This is a genomic window from Allocoleopsis sp., from assembly GCF_036703385.1.
Lineage (GTDB): Bacteria > Cyanobacteriota > Cyanobacteriia > Cyanobacteriales > Coleofasciculaceae > Allocoleopsis.
Genome location: NZ_DATNPA010000765.1, coordinates 1 through 17,408, shown reverse-complemented (window position 1 = coordinate 17,408; position 17,408 = coordinate 1). Strand labels below are relative to the sequence as shown.

Annotated in this window: 18 protein-coding genes, 1 tRNA gene and 2 pseudogenes; 9 read left to right on the top strand and 12 right to left on the bottom strand. The window is 47.4% G+C overall.

Annotation, left to right across the window (positions count from 1 at the left end):
• The coding region (locus V6C93_RS35935) for a bifunctional cobalt-precorrin-7 (C(5))-methyltransferase/cobalt-precorrin-6B (C(15))-methyltransferase (RefSeq protein ID WP_414644363.1) at positions 1-349 on the top strand (349 nt) is incomplete at its 5' end.
• A 113-nt stretch (positions 350-462) separates the two neighbouring features.
• On the opposite strand, the gene V6C93_RS35930 is transcribed toward V6C93_RS35935, so the two are convergent.
• Positions 463-1,041 carry a Uma2 family endonuclease gene (locus V6C93_RS35930; RefSeq protein WP_333481488.1) on the bottom strand — a complete coding sequence of 193 codons (579 nt, stop codon included), beginning with the start codon at positions 1,039-1,041 and terminating at the stop codon, positions 463-465.
• 196 nt (positions 1,042-1,237) lie between these two features.
• Between V6C93_RS35930 and V6C93_RS35925 the strand changes: the two genes are divergently transcribed.
• From V6C93_RS35925 to V6C93_RS35915, 3 genes and pseudogenes are all read left to right on the top strand, one after another.
• Complete coding sequence (locus tag V6C93_RS35925) at positions 1,238-1,945, top strand: transposase (protein ID WP_333481487.1); 708 nt, start codon at positions 1,238-1,240, stop codon at positions 1,943-1,945.
• 263 nt (positions 1,946-2,208) lie between these two features.
• Positions 2,209-2,772, top strand: a complete 564-nt coding sequence (locus V6C93_RS35920) for a tetratricopeptide repeat protein (protein ID WP_333481486.1) — start codon at positions 2,209-2,211, stop codon at positions 2,770-2,772.
• A 15-nt stretch (positions 2,773-2,787) separates the two neighbouring features.
• A pseudogene (locus V6C93_RS35915) lies at positions 2,788-3,678 on the top strand (tetratricopeptide repeat protein); the annotation flags it as partial.
• Positions 3,679-4,131: 453 nt separating this feature from the next.
• Here the strand turns inward: V6C93_RS35915 and V6C93_RS35910 are convergent.
• Positions 4,132-5,031 carry a type II CAAX endopeptidase family protein gene (locus V6C93_RS35910; protein WP_333481485.1) on the bottom strand — a complete coding sequence of 300 codons (900 nt, stop codon included), beginning with the start codon at positions 5,029-5,031 and terminating at the stop codon, positions 4,132-4,134.
• Between the two features lie 88 nt (positions 5,032-5,119).
• On the bottom strand, positions 5,120-5,533 hold the full coding sequence (locus tag V6C93_RS35905; RefSeq protein WP_333481484.1) for an AbrB family transcriptional regulator: 414 nt from the start codon (positions 5,531-5,533) through the stop codon (positions 5,120-5,122).
• 402 nt (positions 5,534-5,935) lie between these two features.
• Here V6C93_RS35905 and V6C93_RS35900 point away from each other — a divergent pair, with 402 nt between their 5' ends.
• Positions 5,936-6,952 (top strand): succinate dehydrogenase/fumarate reductase iron-sulfur subunit, encoded by a 1,017-nt coding sequence (locus V6C93_RS35900; protein ID WP_333481483.1) that lies wholly within the window; start codon positions 5,936-5,938, stop codon positions 6,950-6,952.
• Positions 6,949-7,137 (top strand): chlorophyll a/b-binding protein, encoded by a 189-nt coding sequence (locus V6C93_RS35895; RefSeq protein ID WP_333481482.1) that lies wholly within the window; start codon positions 6,949-6,951, stop codon positions 7,135-7,137. The genes V6C93_RS35900 and V6C93_RS35895 overlap by 4 nt, the downstream gene beginning before the upstream one ends.
• A 176-nt stretch (positions 7,138-7,313) precedes the next feature.
• Here V6C93_RS35895 and V6C93_RS35890 read toward each other — a convergent pair whose 3' ends face one another.
• The 5 genes from V6C93_RS35890 to psbX all read right to left on the bottom strand — a co-directional run bounded on the left by V6C93_RS35890 (position 7,314) and on the right by psbX (position 11,882).
• Positions 7,314-8,771, bottom strand: coding sequence for a trypsin-like peptidase domain-containing protein (locus V6C93_RS35890; RefSeq protein WP_333481481.1), 1,458 nt, complete (start codon positions 8,769-8,771; stop codon positions 7,314-7,316).
• Positions 8,772-9,179: 408 nt separating this feature from the next.
• Complete coding sequence (locus tag V6C93_RS35885) at positions 9,180-9,707, bottom strand: Tol biopolymer transporter periplasmic protein (RefSeq protein WP_333481480.1); 528 nt, start codon at positions 9,705-9,707, stop codon at positions 9,180-9,182.
• A gap of 124 nt (positions 9,708-9,831) precedes the next feature.
• Positions 9,832-10,323 carry a biopolymer transporter Tol gene (locus V6C93_RS35880; protein ID WP_349262943.1) on the bottom strand — a complete coding sequence of 164 codons (492 nt, stop codon included), beginning with the start codon at positions 10,321-10,323 and terminating at the stop codon, positions 9,832-9,834.
• 206 nt (positions 10,324-10,529) lie between these two features.
• Entirely contained in the window at positions 10,530-11,354 is an 825-nt protein-coding gene (locus tag V6C93_RS35875) for a Ycf66 family protein (protein ID WP_333481478.1), read from the bottom strand.
• 408 nt (positions 11,355-11,762) lie between these two features.
• Positions 11,763-11,882 carry a photosystem II reaction center X protein gene (psbX, locus tag V6C93_RS35870; protein WP_333481477.1) on the bottom strand — a complete coding sequence of 40 codons (120 nt, stop codon included), beginning with the start codon at positions 11,880-11,882 and terminating at the stop codon, positions 11,763-11,765.
• Positions 11,883-12,252: 370 nt separating this feature from the next.
• On the opposite strand from psbX, the gene V6C93_RS35865 reads away from it, so the two are divergent.
• On the top strand, positions 12,253-12,537 hold the full coding sequence (locus tag V6C93_RS35865) for a YggT family protein (protein WP_333481476.1): 285 nt from the start codon (positions 12,253-12,255) through the stop codon (positions 12,535-12,537).
• Positions 12,538-12,788: 251 nt separating this feature from the next.
• Here the strand turns inward: V6C93_RS35865 and V6C93_RS35860 are convergent, their stop codons facing one another.
• Both V6C93_RS35860 and accC read right to left on the bottom strand, forming a co-directional pair.
• The gene (locus V6C93_RS35860; RefSeq protein ID WP_414644361.1) at positions 12,789-12,983 is read right to left on the bottom strand and encodes an RRXRR domain-containing protein; all 195 of its coding nucleotides are present in this window, start codon (positions 12,981-12,983) and stop codon (positions 12,789-12,791) included.
• A gap of 301 nt (positions 12,984-13,284) precedes the next feature.
• Complete coding sequence (gene accC, locus V6C93_RS35855) at positions 13,285-14,640, bottom strand: acetyl-CoA carboxylase biotin carboxylase subunit (RefSeq protein ID WP_333481474.1); 1,356 nt, start codon at positions 14,638-14,640, stop codon at positions 13,285-13,287.
• Between the two features lie 265 nt (positions 14,641-14,905).
• Between accC and V6C93_RS35850 the strand changes: the two genes are divergently transcribed.
• Positions 14,906-14,986, top strand: a tRNA-Leu gene (locus tag V6C93_RS35850).
• A 181-nt stretch (positions 14,987-15,167) separates the two neighbouring features.
• Here the strand turns inward: V6C93_RS35850 and V6C93_RS35845 are convergent.
• On the bottom strand, positions 15,168-15,968 hold the full coding sequence (locus tag V6C93_RS35845; protein WP_333481473.1) for a cyclase family protein: 801 nt from the start codon (positions 15,966-15,968) through the stop codon (positions 15,168-15,170).
• Positions 15,969-16,187: 219 nt separating this feature from the next.
• Between V6C93_RS35845 and V6C93_RS35840 the strand changes: the two genes are divergently transcribed.
• Positions 16,188-16,820 (top strand): chorismate lyase, encoded by a 633-nt coding sequence (locus V6C93_RS35840; RefSeq protein ID WP_333481472.1) that lies wholly within the window; start codon positions 16,188-16,190, stop codon positions 16,818-16,820.
• 264 nt (positions 16,821-17,084) lie between these two features.
• Here V6C93_RS35840 and V6C93_RS35835 read toward each other — a convergent pair.
• Positions 17,085-17,408, bottom strand: a pseudogene (locus tag V6C93_RS35835) (amidophosphoribosyltransferase); the annotation flags it as partial.

The window sequence follows — 17,408 nt, the reverse complement described above, 5'->3', positions numbered from 1 at the left end:
CTGCCAACGCCTCCAGGTGAAAAATGTTACCTCAATTCATGGCAATGCACCGGGGATTTTGCAGCATCTTCCAGCACCCCAGCGCGTTTTTCTGGGCGGGAGCGGGGGAAATTTAACCGCCATTCTCGATACCTGTAACGTTCGGTTAGTTCCCGGTGGGATTGTGGTACTTGCTTTAGCAACCTTAGAACATCTCAACGCCGCTCTCGAGTGGTTCAACTCTCGTCACTGGCAGTATCGATTGGTACAAGTACAGATATCGCGATCGGTACCGGTGGGAGAGTTGACTCGTTTTAATCAGCTTAACCCAGTGACAATTCTGACAGCAATTCGTCCAGTTGAGGCGTGATATGACATCGTGTCCGGTGATATAAACTCAAGAAAATTTTTGTGTTTTGTTGCGCTTTAGCACTAAAGCGCAGCTACGGACTTGATATGATGAATCATTAAGCAGACATGATATCACTGCCAAACTTCCGTCAAATCTAAGATAAATCCCGGCAACACATCTTCGCCTGACACTGTGGTGGGATGCTCTAATATTTCAACATTCCGACCAAGTCTATATATCTCAACTTTCCTATTCTTCCTGTCAATTAACCAGCCCAAACTGGCTCCATTTGCCATGTATTCCCGTATTTTCTCCCGCAATGGTTCCATGTTGTCCGACTTGGAACGAAGTTCTACAACAAAATCTGGACAGAGGGGAGCAAACCCTTCCCGTTCTTTGGGTGTAAGAGCTTGCCATCGTTCTAATTTAACCCAGGAGGCATCTGGGGAGCGGTCAGCGCCATTGGGTAGATGAAATCCGGTAGAAGAGTTAAACGCTTTGCCTAGATTGCTTTGACGGTTCCACAGCCAGAGTTGTCCTTCAATATCTAGGTTAGAGTTGCCTGTTTCACTTCCAGTCGGGGGCATGACGATTAATTCTCCTGTAGCCGTTCTTTCGAGCCTTAAGTCACGGTTAACAGCGGCAATTTGCTGGAACTGCTCATGAGTTACTTTGAAGGTTTGGGGAATGGCAATGGTGGGGTTAAGCATACTATGCAGCCTCGCACACAAGCGATTACTTTCTCTATGGTGTCATAGGTAGCGAGAGGGGAGAGTGTAGTTGAGTTTTTAGCCAGTTGGCATAAAAGTGCGATGCTCATATTTGGGGGTGAGTCATAATCGAGCTATTTGGCGATCGCTGCCTTGTCTCAGGAACTCATTTGAGGGTTGCATCCAAGGGATAAATATGAACTATAACCCAGAAAAACATCATCGTCGCTCAATTCGTCTCCAAGGATATGACTATACCCAAGAAGGTGCGTATTATTTCACCATTTGTTGCCATCAAAGGCGATGTTTATTAGGAGAAATCAAGGCTGGTGTCATGCACCTAAATCTTGTTGGTGCAACAGTTAAATCCGTTTGGGAAAATTTACCGCGTCATTTTCCGTTAATTGCATTGGATACTTTTGTCGTCATGCCCAATCACGTACACGGAATTATCGTTATTACCGACGCTCTTAATAACTGTAACCCGGACTTTAACTCTAACCCGAACCTTAACTGTAGGGGCGAAGCATTCGTGCCAGGATGTAACAACACATCACCGGAATCTCTATCCACAAATGCTTCGCCCTTTCCGGGATGTAACAACACACCACCAGAATCTCTATCCACGAATGCTTCGCCCTTTCCGGAATCTAACGACATATTACCACCTCGCGGTACGCAATCCGGTTCAATAGGAGCAATTCTGCAAAATTTCAAGTCCGTAGCAACGCGCCGAGTTAACCGCATCACTCGGAATTCAGGAACATTATGGCAACGGAATTATCATGAAGAAATTATTCGTAATGAGAAAGCCTATGAAAACATCAGGCGGTACATCTTGGAAAATCCTCTAAGTTGGGATGAAGATGAGGAAAATCCTCTTAAATTTAAACCAATATCTTAGAAGGATTGGGATTGATTGTTTTCCCGCAGACAGGGCGAAGCATTCGCGTACAAGCATCGTGGACTTCCCAATAAGTTATTCGTGCAAATGCTTCGCCCCTACACCTCAATGACTGAAGATGAACGAAGAACGACAGCAAGACTATTTAAATCAATGCACTACTGAGTTGCTCCAGTGAAATGCCCGGATTCTACCAGAATTTCCGGAGGCTTCCCCTGTCAGCCGTAGCTCTTAACTAGAAACAATGCTGGCTGCCAGAGGTTATGAAAGTGGAATGGGAAGTATTGTGGTTTAACTTAGGCTTACAACAATTTCAGGCAGGTAATTACCAAGGTGCCCTGTCCTCATTTGATGAAGCCCTTGCCATCAATCCGAACAATCCTCATACCTGGATTTACCGAGGAGTGGCACTAATTCAATCGAAAAGGTATGAAGAAGCAATTTTTTCTTTGGAGAGTGCTATTGAAATCAATCCTAACGATCACCATGCTTGGTGTAATCGCAGTTCTGCTCTACAGAGTATAGGTTTATACCAAGAGGCTCTCACCTCATCTAATCGGGCATTGGAACTCGATCCCGACTGTCCTACACTCTGGAAAATCCGAGGATGCATATTAGCGAATGGTTTCGGTCATTATGAAGAGGCGCTCAACTGTTTTAACTGTTTCCTAGTTTTCAATGCCAACGATTCTGAGGTTTGGCGCAATCGTGGCACGGTATTAAGTCACCTAGAGCGATACGAAGAAGCACTCGATTCCTATAGTCGCGCCTTAGCTCTTAATCCTAACGAATATAAAACTTGGAGAGACCAAGGTGCTTTGCTATAGGAGCTAAACTTCTATGAAGAGGCGATCGCTTCCTATAGCAATGCCCTAGCTCTCAATCCCAACGATCAGGAGATCTGGAACAATCAGGGCTTCTTGCTAATGCGCTTAGAGCGGTACGAACAAGCGATTAGCTCCTACGACCAAGCTTTGTCGATTAATCCTAATCTTTCTGACGTTTGGTCTAATCGAGGTTCTGCGCTGCACAAGTTAGGTCACTATGAACAAGCGATTAGCTCCTACGATCATGCCTTGTCAATTAATCCTAATCTTTCTGACGTTTGGTCTAACCGAGGTTCTGCGCTAGATGATTTAAACCGCTACGAAGAGGCGATCTCTGCATGGGATCGTGCCTTAAGTCTCGACCCTGAGAATGCTAGTGCCTGGTATGGTCAAGGCATTGCTTTAGAAGACTTAGAGCAATATGAAGAGGCAATTGCTTCCTGGGATCGTGCCTTAAGTCTCAATCCCAACTTCCCAGAGTGCTGGACTAACCGTGGTGTTCTACTACGGAAATTAGGGCGCTGCGAAGAAGCAATTGCTTCCTTTGATCATGCCCTTACTCAAAACCCTTGTTTTCCCGAAGCACATAACGCTTGGAATAGCCGTGGTAGCTCATTATCAGACTTAGGGCGATACGAAGAGGCTATTCCTTGCTTCGATCATGCTCTACGCTTGACGAACAATCAGATGTGGTCAGCTTGGGCTAATCGAGGCACGGCTTTCTTCAACTTACATCGCTACGAAGCAGCATTGCAAAACTATAATGAAGGGTTACAGCTTCTCCAACCAAAGATGCCTGGATATCTTCTCGAGCCAAAGATGCCTGGATATCGGGAAGGTTGCGGGGTGTTAAATTATGTCAAAGGTAACGCCCATTATCAGCATGGACAGAAGCAGCAAAACTAAAACTGTGAGTCCCGTGTGCAACTGCCAGATTCGGTAAGGCAGGTATAAACAAGGAATCATCACCCATACACAAGAGTGAAAGCGATTAATGGTCACACTTTCGGATAAAATTTGCAATCCTAGCATGAGGAAGTAGGGCGCAAACACAACCACTACCTCTGTTTTCCCCAACCAGAAGCCCCACCAAGCCAAAGCCATCAGGGGAAGCAACACCCCTATGGTTAATACAATCGAAAACCAAGCCTTAAACCAATTCGGAAGGGGTTGAGGAAGACTAAAGGGATTTGATTCCCGCCACACCCAGCCCACCCATAAGAGGTAAAGATGTGACAAGTACCAGGAATATGAGATTTTCTCACAAAAGGTTCAGCTTAGTCGGAGAGACAGTCATGGGTCGTCATGACGCTAAAAAGCGAATAATAATAGGCGAAATAGTTGTATCATAAAAAACCGTCACATTAGGCTTAACAAGCTGAGATTTTTCATCCAAAATCTAAAATCCCATGAGGCGTCAGGCAAGAGAAATAATAGTAAGGCACCGACTCCGAGTAAACACAGAAAACCAGCGACCCCAGCTAAGGGGTTTTCCCCCAAACCCGTCATCCAGATTGGGCCTTTGCCTGTGTAAGAAATTAATTCAGCAGAATCCAGGCATGTCAAGCCCCAAATCCACCCAGCATGAAGTCCCCATGCTAAACCTAAACTACCGCCATCTACCCAACGAGCTAGCACTAATACCATTCCCATAAACCACAATCCCGGCAGTTGAGGCAATGTATTTTGCTGTTCCCAAATGAGGTGCAATAAGGCAAAAATTACGCTAGAAATTGCAGCGGCTACCCAGACTGAGTAATCCTGTTGTAGCTCATTGAGTAACAAGCCACGAAAGACTAACTCTTCTGTAACCCCAATCCACAATCCTAAAAACAGTACTGGCAGCAAGACTTTTCCTAAACGCTGCCAATTTTGGTGATGCCACTCAATCCAACCGAGTAACCACTCCCCCATAAAAACAATGATTAAGCTGAGAACACCTAAGCCTAATCCTTGCCCTAGTGAGCTTAAAATCGGTAATTTCCAGTCCAAACCGTAATTAGAAAAAGACACCCCCTCTACCCAAGAAGCCCCCCACAAAATCAGGGGGGCAATTAGGTAAAGTGCGGCGAGTAATGGCAGCTTTTGCTCTGCTGCCAAGGGTTTAAGAGGATGCCATTTCAGGAGCTTAGCGATAGGAATTGCCAAAGGCAGCCACAAAGCGACCCAAACGATGAAAAAAGTCACTACTTTGATCAGAGCTGATGATGTTACCAGAGACATCAACCCGTGATTAGCTGCCTGCTCAAATATAGCCATTGGCGAGATCGGCAAATTGTGAGGAGCTACATTATCGAAAGGGTGCAAAGGATGGAGCAATCCGCAACCCATCCTTAAGGGTCACCAATTACGCATTGGCGGTTGCCAATTCTTGGTCTTCAACCCTGGTTGGGTCACCATCCACCTGTTTTAGATGGATATGCTTGTAGCCCAGTTTAATTTCAAACTCATCACCGGGCTTTAATCCCATTGCCTGAGTGTAGGTGGCACCAATAACAATTTGACCGTTTTTATGGACGCTCACCCGATAGGTCGGCTCCCGACCACGACCATCTTTTGTTCCCTCTGGATCGAGAGGAACACCTTTAGCGGCTAGTACTGCGTCATAAAAATCTGTTAAATTGACGCGGGTTTGGTCATTTTTAGTTACCGTGTAATAGCCACAGCGTTTTGCTGTTTCTCGCCGGGGCAAGTGGGAAAGCTCTTTTACTTTTTGAAGCAAGGCTTTCCCTGTGAGTGGAGTAGTTTGGGTTTCTGTCATACTTTTGCAAGATATCCTTCAAACTTCAGGATGGTATTGGTCATTTTCTGTCGAGCGATGAAAGCTCTATAAAAAATATATCGTTAAATCTATCTCCATTGACAAGTGTTTTTCGATCATTTCTTCTAATCTTCATGCATTTTAGCAATTGCGGATTTTTCTACACTCATTAACGCTTCTATGAGTAAAATTCCCCCTAGGGCAATTTCCTGGGTCGTTCGATCAAAATAGAAGCATTTTAGTATGAGAGGTTGCCACTTATGTCATAGACTGTACACAGCGCTTGAAAAATCTCCAGCTATTATAAGGAGTGAGAGATCGGGTAATAGCGAGTCGTGTTGTCATGGCTCGTGAACAGCCGAGTTGTTATGTAGGTATTTCGAGCTTCTAGAGCTTGTCAATATGCAAGTTTGTTTTAAAATACTTCGACAGACCCAAAACTCCTCCCCTGAGTTTCAGACTTTTACGCTGGATGTGGAGGAAGGAAATACGATTCTGGACTGTCTGAATCGTATTAAGTGGGAGCAAGATGGCAGCCTTGCTTTTCGCAAGAATTGTCGCAATACAATTTGCGGCAGCTGTAGTATGCGAATCAATGGTCGCTCGGCTTTGGCTTGTAAAGAAAATGTAGGTGCTGAACTCAAGAGGTTACCAACAAACGGCTCATCTGAGATACCAGAAATAACTATTGCCCCAATGGGGAATATGCCGGTGGTTAAGGATTTAGTCGTAGATATGCGTAGCTTCTGGGATAACTTGGAAGCTGTCGATCCCTATGTCAGCACGGGGGCAAGGGCGATTCCTGAACGGGAGTTTTTGCAGACCCCCGAAGAGCGATCGCGCTTAGATCAGATGGGTAATTGTATCCTATGCGGAGCCTGTTATTCGGAGTGCAATGCTCGCGAAGTCAATTCGGACTTTGTGGGGCCTCATGCCTTAGCGAAAGCACAGCGCATGGTGGCTGATTCTCGCGACAGCCAAAAAGAAAGCCGCCTGGAAAAATACAATGAAGGCACTAAAGGGGTGTGGGGTTGCACCCGCTGTTTAATGTGTAATGCGGTTTGCCCGATGGAGGTGGCTCCGATGGATCAAATCGGTAAGATTAAACAGGAAATTCTGGAGCGTAAGGACGACCAAGCTAGCCGCCAGATCCGTCACCGTAAGACACTAATAAATTTAGTGAAACGAGGAGGCTGGGTCGATGAGCGGATGTTTGGCATACAGGTCGTTGGCAATTCATTCCGGGATATTAAGGGCTTACTGAGTTTAGGGCCATTGGGAGTACGGATGATCGCACGCGGGAAATTTCCCTTAGGGTTTGATCGCTCCGAGGGAACTGCACAAGTGCGATCGCTCATTGAATCCGTGCAAAACTTCGAGTCTGAAACGTCTAAGGAGGACGCGGCATCAAAATCATGAAGTCTGAAACGACTACGGCTGACCAATCCCCCAAAGAGTCTTTTAACCAACCTGAACCCGCTTTTGGTTGGACTGCCTATGCTGAGCAAATCAATGGTCGGTTTGCCATGATTGGCTTCGTTGGTTTATTAATACTGGAATTGCTCACCGGTCAAGGTCTACTTACCTGGTTAGGTCTGCTTTAGTACGTTGAATGTTAGCAGGTTAACAGGTTGAAGGTTATTGAGAGGGTTGAACGTAACTTTAGGAGCGTCGCTATCGCTAACGCACGTTAACACGTTGAAGGTTAGAACAGTGGGAAAGACTTTCAATCTCCAACCTTCAACCTTCAACCTTCAACCTCCAACCTTCAACCTTCCCGTTACCGGATTGTCAAAAGGTACCGACCTCTCCCCCTTCTGTCATACGCATTAACAATCACCCGATAGATACCAGTTTGGGGCAAGGTAACAGTCAAGCTGGAAGTGTTGTCATTCTGGCTAACCTGATCATTTTCGCCAATGGACTGACCGCTGGGATCGAGCAGTGCCAGGTAAGTTTTAAAATCAGGACTGGCTAAGTTAAGCGTCACTGACTGACCAGCGCGGCCTTCAAAAGCGTGGACTCTGAACAAACTGCCATCCGAAGGCAACACAAAAGAACCAGGGCCAAGGATACCCTGTTGTCGTAAAATAACACGTTCCTGGTTGACTGCATTGGAACTGCCAACAGCCGTCGCTTGGGCGCGTAAGCGATAAGCTCCAGCTTGCCCTGCTTCAGAGGAGTTTGCCATCAACAGGTAGGTTCCATCGGCAGGAAGGGTGGCGACTATTCGAGCATTAGGCCCGCCCCCACTGTCATCATTTTGGGCCACCTCATTACCATTGGGATCGATCAGAATCAAATAGGAGTCAATTTCCTGGCTTGCCATGTCAAGTTGGATGCGCTGACCTGCTCTCCCTTCAAAGGTATAGAGGTCAAAGAAGCTATTATCCACGGGCAAAACACTACTCCCCCGCCCCAGAGAGCCAGTAATTACGGAACCATTGAGGACTAGGGGTTTAGGAGCCGTCCTACCAGGGTCTGGTCCTTGGCGCTGAGTAGTCTGAGGAGCGCTTCCGGAGCGCACCGCCGCGAGGAAAGGTTGTACTCTCTCAAGAGCGATCGCAAAACCAATCCCAATATTGCCACCAGTACGACTATCGGTAAAAATTGCCGTATTCACACCCATCAATTCACCCTGACTATTCAGAAGGGGACCGCCCGAATTACCGGGATTGATAGCCGCATCGGTTTGAATCAAGCCTCGTTCTCTATCGATACGACTGACAATTCCAGTCGTGAAAGTTCCCTGAAATCGACCAAAGGGATTACCAATGGCAAACGCCCTCTGACCAACTTGTACGGGGCTACGAGCCAAGGTAATCGTTGGTAAATTGTTCGCTCCTCGAATTTTTACAATGGCGAGGTCGAGACCATTCGCGCCAAAACCAACAACATCAGCTAAAAATTTTCGACCGTCTGTCAACGTCACCTCGACGGTACGCGTATTGTCCACAACGTGAGCATTGGTCAAAACTAGCCCATCTGAGCTGATAATACTACCGCTTCCTGCACCGTCATTTGTATCGATCGAAACGACAGCTGGGCTTGCCCGTTGATAGACTCGAATGTTGATTTGCTCGTCAACATCTTGGGCAAAGGCACGGTTTGGTTGTAGAGATAAACTGAGGAAGTCAACAGGAGCGATCGCATTTAGCGCATTTAGGGTAGTAGCACCGATAGCCGCTGCGGCAGCAATCATTCCTGGTGTGGTGATACGCAGGCGTCTGGTACTCATGGGTGGATATGGGTGAACCTTGTGGAATTTTTGTAGCATATTGAGCTGGAAAGAGATGAGTGAATCGTGAAGTGATTCGTTGCTCTCTCCTAGCTTCTTGTGAAGAGAAGACACGACGATCCCAAGGTTAGTTTCTCAAAAGTTAACTGTACCGCACACAACTGAGTACCGATGTAGTTACCGGGTGGATCACTATTCACTGGTCACCGATAACTGTTCACTGGTCACGGCTTGAACCTAGGGAGAATGTCACTGATTTAAGAACTTTCCTCGCTGACCAACCAAGCCTTGTGCAGGGGGTCTCTAGGTAGGCACTCCGTCCCCCAGTGGGGGGTTTGGGGGGAGACCCCCCAATCTGGGTTTTTCTCAAAGAACGACTACTTTTGGCTTAAGTCAGTGCCACTAAACCTAGGGAAGTGGTGCTGGTAAATTGAGAGGTTTCCCAGAACGGTCATAAACCACAATTTCCCACCTACCATTCTGGCTCGATTCAAAGGCAATGGTACTGCCGTCAGCACTAATAGTTGGATTACGCACTTCGGCTCGGAGATTTTCTGTAAGATTCCGTAACTGAAGCGTTCCTCGGTTGTAAAGGTAGATTCCGGAACGCCCTTGACGTATTGCGGCAAAGGCAATTGTATTACCATCTTCAGTCACGCTGGGGTGAGAGGCGATCGCATCCAAGGAATTTAGTCCTGGTAGGTCGATCAAATTTTGGGTATTCGCGTCATACAGATAAACATCTGGACTTCCACGCCGATCAGACACAAGAACAATGTACCGTCCAGATACTTGAGGATTTAATTCTGATGCTGGACTATTTAAACTGCGCCCCCCTGGATCAAAGGGAAAATCGAGCAGGCGCGTAGGATTGGTGCAGCTTGTTAACAAACCTGTCACAGCTGCGGCGGCTGATAGTAAAAAATAACGCTCCACCAAAAAATATCAAATATGAAGTGTGAAGTATGAAGTATGAAAAGACTGAACGCCTTATGGGTTGAAGGGTTCATCCAGCACTAGAACTTGGAGCCAAAATAGTAAATCCTTCATCCTTGAGCCTCTATCGTCGGAATGAGCGGCTGCCCTCTGCGATATCTAATTCAATATTCGGCCCCCGGTCTAGTACTTCAACATCCCACTGACCCCGACGACTCGTTTCAAATACAATATAGCGGCCATCAGGACTAATACTAGGATTTCTCACCCAGCCCCGATAACCAATAGTGAGGATTTCTGAGCGCTTGGTTGCTCGGTCATATACTTCGATTTCTGGGCGTCCTTGGTCGCTGGCTATGTAAGCAATATAGCGACCAGTACGGCTCAGACTGGGATTTTCTGCGATCGCTGAAGGTCGATTCAAGCCCGGTAAATCCACAAAATATTTTTTTTCCAGGTCATACATCACAATTTTGCGATCGCTATCCCGGTTAGAAACAAACGCAAGAAATTGACCATTGCCACTCAACGCCGGTTGCTCATTTGTATAACGGCTGTTAAGAGCAACAGGTTCCTGGTAGGGCGTGGTTGGGCTACAAGCTGCCACTATACCCATCAGGCTGAGCCCTATACTCCCACTAAAGCATCGGCGAATAGTCAATCCTACCGTCAATTTTCTCCTATGGAACAGGCAACGTCGCCTGTCGTGAAGCTGCACTAATAAGCGCTTTACCAACACGTTTTCACGACCCCTATCCGATGGATTTTTCAAGACCGAACCCCTTGTTCAGTAGAAGTGCTTGAAAAGCATCGAGCAACCGCTTAGTAGTCGAAACGCCCTGAGCCTGAATTATCGCCTTCTTCCTCAGAGGAATCTATGGGTTGGTAATCAACATATTCGCCTCTCGATGAGGGTTCCACCTCTCTAGAGGATGAAGTTGATCCCCGGTCTTGGGATGGGCGACGTTTTCTGGGTCTAGAAGCCGTCTCCGAGTCGCGGCTTTCCGGGCGCGTTGAGGGTCGAGGACGGCTACTGCGAGACGAGGGGTCTTCCCAGTCGCTACTCTCTCTACTATCTATTTCAGCGTCCCATCTCTCTACAGGTGGTTCTGAAGGGCGACCCGTGGGACGAGGGCGACGTGAGCGGGATTTCTCTCCCGATCCCTGTTTTTCCGATCCCGTTCGAGTCTTTAGACGGCGAGCTTCCTCTGTGCGAGTACTGTAGGAGTCTTCCGTTTCCGTTCCCCGCAGACGACGCTTCACATATCGCTCTTCCTCCGGCTCTAGTTGATCGTAGTACTCTGTGTCCGGATCGTATCGATACGCTTTACTCACAGGTCGCTCATCGTCCACTATGGGCGTCCTCTCTTTCACCACTTTTGTCGCGACACCCCGTAGACGAATGGCTTCATAAGCGAAAAAGATAGTCGTGCCGGTCAGAAGAAACTGACCAAATTGCAGAATTGGATCGAGTCGCCATCCCTGGAATAACAGAATAAAGCCGCACAAGAGTCCCACTGCCGCAAAAAATATATCCTGGTCTCGTGATAGCTCTGGACGTACCGAACGCATGAAGTAGAGCGCTGCTCCTGCAACGGCCAGAAAAATACCTAAAATACTGGCTGAATTCAGCCCAAAATTTACCATTGCTGCTCTCCTAAGTCAGTCCTATGGTAGCGAGTTATCCTTACACCAAGCTAGCAATCTATCCCCTGTACTTCCAGACAGGGCATAAATGGTAGGGCAAACGCATTTTAGTATTAGAAGCCTTTTTCTTTTCAATAAGACCTAAAGTGAAGTACTGCCAGTGCCTGAGGCTCAGGGGGATTTCCCGGCGATTCTGTTAAGACGTAAATTTCTAATTTAGCGAGAGTCCTGGGTAAAGCTTGTCCTTTGCTAGGTAAGGCTTATATCCGCTGAAGCTTTTTTTCCTCCTATGGCAGTTGACATTTTACCCTTATTCAACGGACAAGACCTGATCCGAGCAAAATAGGGCAGCTCAGTCTCTTGCTGCCCTGTCCTTGAATCAAATTTTTAAGAATTTGCCGCTCCTGCTTAGGAACGCTGGATTTTATCCCTCTGGCTGATAAAGACTAGGCCAATTGTTATGGGAATTACAACAATCACAGCACCCCAAACGAGACTCCACAAAAAGTTTGCTAACGATGGCGTCATAGAATTTCAACCCTTTTTGATATTCTTCATACTAATTCTAATAGTCTGTTTGCCCCTTGAGAAGCCTAGATGAGGCACGATTATGACGGTGATGTTGACCACGGCGATCGCGCAAGTGTGCCTGGGTAGCTAAAAAATGCTCGAATAAGAGACCTGTTCAGGTTCCTCAATGATGTCCGAACTAGATCAGCCGCGCTAGCCTGTGCGATCGGCGACGACCAGCCCTTGCTGCTTTCCATATCCCTTAGTCCCTTAAAAGCTCGTTAACATTCGTGTAGTTATCCCGATTAAAATTAAGATAAATGGCTTTAAAACGTTTTTTAGCCTGCCTTGGGCGAAGGCTTGACCTTGATACGTAACAACACAACTTATGACTGTTTCTACGTTTGCTCCTTGGATTCTTGGTTCTTTACTCGGGCTGATGATCTTTTTGTTTATCTTCCGAATTGTTCTCACCTGGTATCCCCAGCTAGACCTCAATCGCTTACCGTTTAATTTAGTAGCTTGGCCGACAGAACCCTTTTTAGTACCCATGCGCAAAATTGTACCGCCCATTGGGGGGGTTGACATTACACCGATTATTGGGGTAGGAATTTTCAGCCTGCTCCGGGAAATTCTCCTAGGTCAGCAGGGACTGCTAACAATGATGCATTGAAGAAGTTTTGAGTATAAAGGATGTTAGCGTGAGCGCCGCTTACCCGTTTCCTGAAGGGTAGGGCGTAGCCCAGGATGCAGTAGCGATACTTCATGATTGTCGTAGTGGGAAACCACGCAGATGAGAGTTTGTGGAGGAACACAAGGGAGCGCTTTTAAGCGCCTACCCTCCAAGAATTAAAGGTAAGAAATTTAATGTCTGAGGCAAGAGCGTTCTGGGTTAGGCGCTTGCCAGTTGAGAGACTGTGCAAGCTAATTGTTTTCCGGTGTAGGTCTTTCTTTAAATGCTTCTCGCTTTGAACCGGGGTCAATCCCTACTGCTATCAGTTGGCGAGTCGTGTTAGAGGGTTCTACGTTGAGTCGAACACAAAACACTCCTTTCTTCCAAAATGGGGTTGCCTTGCCTGACTTAATCCAACGCCTTGCACGGCTTGGAGTAGTCGGCATTAACGGTCTATTCTCACTATTTACAACGGGAAGAAACATTTACGATAAGTCCTATTTCTAGGTATATATTTCCCTGACGCTCCTTCGTCGCTACCGCTTCGCTAACGCTGCTGACTACCAGAGAGGTTAAAAACTAGGGAGGCATTCTTAACGTCTTGCGGGATACCACTCCCAGATAGTTCAGCAATTGGCTAGACACTGGTTTAGTCCTGAATTAAGAAGTTGGTGAGCCTTCCTCTTCCAAGCCCTGTCGATGAGAGCGCAGGGTCAGTGACACTTTTCCCGTTGCTATCCCTAATCCTCAGCCCTTGGCAGAGTTCATCATCTGCTCCACAAAATTGGTATAAACTTCCCCTTTAAGAAAGGCTGATGTTTCCATGATTTTTTGATGGAAACCAATTGTGGTTGGGACGCCTGTAATGGCACACTCCCGCAGTGCTCGTTTCATCCGTCTAATGGCCGCCTCACGATTCGGCCCCCAAACAACTAACTTGCCAATCAACGAGTCGTAGTAGGGGGGAATTTCGTAATCGGTGTAGACATGGGAATCCATGCGAACGCCTGGGCCTCCAGGTGGCAGATAACCGCTAATCCGTCCGGGTTGGGGACGGAAGTTATGTTCGGGGTCTTCGGCATTAATCCGGCATTCGATCGCATGACCTTTGAGAACAACTTGGTCTTGGGTCAGCTGTAATTTCTCCCCTTGAGCGACGCGAATTTGCTCGGCAATCAAGTCTAAACCTGTGATCATTTCGGTTATAGGATGCTCAACTTGGATGCGGGTATTCATTTCCATGAAGTAGAAGGCACCGGAGGCATCTAGGAGAAATTCGACGGTACCTGCACCGATATAGTTGATGGATTTTGCTGCCATAACGGCTGCCATCCCCATTTTTTCTCGCAGTTCTGGGGTGAGCGCTGGACTGGGCGCTTCTTCCAAGAGTTTTTGATGTCGCCGTTGGATGGAGCAGTCTCGCTCACCGAGATGGATGACGTTGCCGTAGCTATCCGCCAGGATTTGAAATTCGATATGACGGGGACGTTCGACAAATTTTTCGAGATAAACGCCGGGATTGCCAAAGGCGGCTTCGGCTTCTCCTTGGGCAGCGAGGAAGAGTTTGGTCAGGTCACTCTCATCTCTGACTAGACGCATCCCGCGTCCCCCTCCTCCCGCCGTGGCTTTGATCATCACTGGAAGGCCAATTTTCTGCGCGATCGCATGGGCTTCGCGATCGCTCATCAGGAGTCCCTCACTCCCTGGCACAGTGGGAACACCAGCACGAATCATGGTTTCTTTGGCGGTGGATTTATCCCCCATTGCCCGGATGGCGTCTGGGGTGGGGCCAATGAAGGAAATTTGATGATCGGCACAAATTTCAGCAAAGCGAGCATTCTCTGCCAAAAAGCCATACCCCGGATGAATAGCAGTGGCGTTGCGTGTCAAGGCAGCTGCAATGATGTTGGGAATATTGAGATAACTTTTGCTACTGGGGGAATCGCCGATGCAAACGGCTTCATCGGCGAGTTGGACATGAAGGGCGTGTCGGTCAATAGTGGAGTGGACGGCAACCGTGCCAATCCCCATTTCTTCACAGGTTCGGAGAATCCGCAGGGCAATTTCCCCGCGATTGGCAATCAAGATTTTTGAGAAGTGCATAGAACAGCGCTGCTATACCCGTATCAGATAGGATAGAGGCGATCGCGTCCTCTATTCGTACTTTTCGTGTAAAAGTTGTGTTGTGGCTAAGGTGAGTAAGGTAAATCCACCTGGATGTGGAAGTTTCTTCACAGCACCCTAGAGCGATTGGCTTCGCCACTCCCGCCTTCTCAGCGATCGCTAAAAGTTTTAACGACGTTAAGTAATCTAGGAAAAAAAATATCCTCAGTCATAACCGCCATCTTTCTGTTATGATGAGCAATAAGCGGATGTGGCGGAATTGGTATACGCGCACGTTTGAGGGGCGTGTGGCTTTGCCTTGCGAGTTCGAGTCTCGCCATCCGCATTGTTAAACACTTAGTTAATTAGCCGATGAATTAGCGAACAGCGATCGCTTCTCACCAAAACCAGTGAATTTCGGAGGATGCGATCGTCTTGCTCAAGAAAGGAGCCTCTAGGTTAGCATAGTGGGACTATTGTTCGCGTCCAAGAGACTTGGTGCTGTAGGCAATAGCGTTGGGCTGCGTTCACACCTTCTCTTCTGGAATAAGACCAACAACCCGAGACCAGGCTCCACTACCACCCTCTACCTTAATTGGAAAGCATAAAATAGTACTTCCGATAGGTGGTAATGCCTCTAAATTAGTCAGTTTCTCAATTTGGCTATACTTGCGTTTAATTCCAGCAAAATGTGCTGGCCACAACCGCGCGGGGTCATGGAATGTTTCCCACTCATTGCCAATCATTGGGTAGGGTCGATCCAGACTCCAAGCATCTGTGCCGATGACCCGCACCCCCTTGTCAACAAGATATAGTACTGCCTCCTGCCCAAGACCACACCCGTAGCTAAAAAATTCTTCAGAACCCCATACTGCATCAGCTCCAGTACGAAAGAGAACAATCTCACCAGGGCAAAGTAAATGATTGAGTTTATTCAGTCGTTTTTCAACGTCTTTATCTGTTACAAGATAGCCCGTAGATAAATCTGATACGTCTAAAACAATTGCCTTGCCCACAAACCACTGAAGCGGTATCTGATCAATTGTCCATGCAGGTTCTCCCTCTGAAGTAGGGGCGTAGTGCCAAGGTGCATCCAAGTGAGTCCCAGCATGGGTTGAGGTCTCAATAATCTCCCCTGCAAAACCTAGTCCTAGCGGAAGTGCGGTAGGTGGTATACCGAACAGAAACTCCCACATTTGGGAGCATTCCTCGTGTGAAATGTGGTTGACGCGAGGAGGGGTGGGTTCACTTAAGGTTGGTCCTAATGGTCGGCTCAGATCTACTAACCTGACCCGATGCCCCAACAGCTCAATAATTTCATGTTTCACGCTCAGCCCTCCCAGCTCTTTTACCCTTAGCCCCTTTAACTCAAACTAACTCACCAGAAGCCCTGCTAGAGCAAGTTGCTCAACAAGTCGCTAGGATCGAGTCAACCGATGAGCGGCGCAATCTTGCAGCTTGCACAGAGATTTTCGCGCTAGATGAACTGGAGCAATAGGCTTAGAGCGCTATCATTATTGGTGTAGATATTAAGTTTTGTAAACACCTTGGCTGCAACTGTTAAACCCACCAACAGCGCCAGTATAACCACCACTTGGCACGCCCTCGATCCCATCTGGGAGGGAGGAGAAGAAATCGTTCAGCAAGGACTACCCCATAGTCAGCTGGCACCCGCTTGGCAGATATTACTCTTAGGAGATGGCTCTCCAACTCGCCACCTACAACTCCTCACAACTGAGCCAACGGAAGTCGATGTCATCGATATGTCCATCATTGGAATGGCAGATGATGGGGCACCCAAGCACATCCAAGCCGTACCCGCGCCAAGACTACGACGACAAGTCTGGTTACGCAAAGCATCGGGTCAGCGACTTGCCTATGCCGCTTCTTGGTGGGATGCTAACCATGTTGATGAGTATTTGCAAAATCGGAATATACCGATTTGGGCAAGCCTATCTCGCCTACGGAGTGAGCTATATCGGGATATTCAGGGAATTTATTACGGTCACTGTGAGGCGCTAGAGACGGCTTTTGAGGAAAAAGGCCCATTCTGGGGACGCCACTACCTGTTTTGGCATCACGGGCAGCCTCTAACGCTAATTTATGAAGTGTTCTCACCTTATTTGCAAAAGTATCTGGGAGAAACACAACTTGAGGTAGAAAGTGTGCAAGAATGCTAGGGCGTGTTTTCAAACTTTATTGGCTTCGTTTATATCAGTGGAGATCCCCCTAAATCAGAGTTAAAAAGGGGAACTTTGATTGAATTCTCCCCACCCCTCTCGCTCTCCCCTAAAAGGGGAGAGGAGTAAGGACGAAGCCTTTGATTCAACGGGGGGAAGGGGGGGATCTCCGGGTTTCAAAACACGCCCTAGCGTTAGAGTAGGGAATGCCTACTCTAAGATGTTCTCGTTTTACGAGCGAGTACTAACTACGAGTACTAACTATTAGACTGGAACCGCTTTTTCCACTTTTTCCAAAATTAGCTTGGAACGCTTGACCATTTCTGGAACCGGAATCGGGTAATCCCCAGTGAAACAGGCACTGCAAAAGCTGTTGGGGTCTTCCCCTGTACATACCAGCATTCCCTTCCAACTCAGATAAGCCAAACTATCCACACCAATTTGCTTAGCAATGTCTTCCACTGACTTCGTTGCTGCAATTAATTGGTCTTGGCTATCTGTATCAATGCCATAGAAGCAAGGGTGAGTCACTGGCGGTGAGGAGATGCGCATATGTACTTCAGTTGCACCTGCATCACGTAGCGCTTT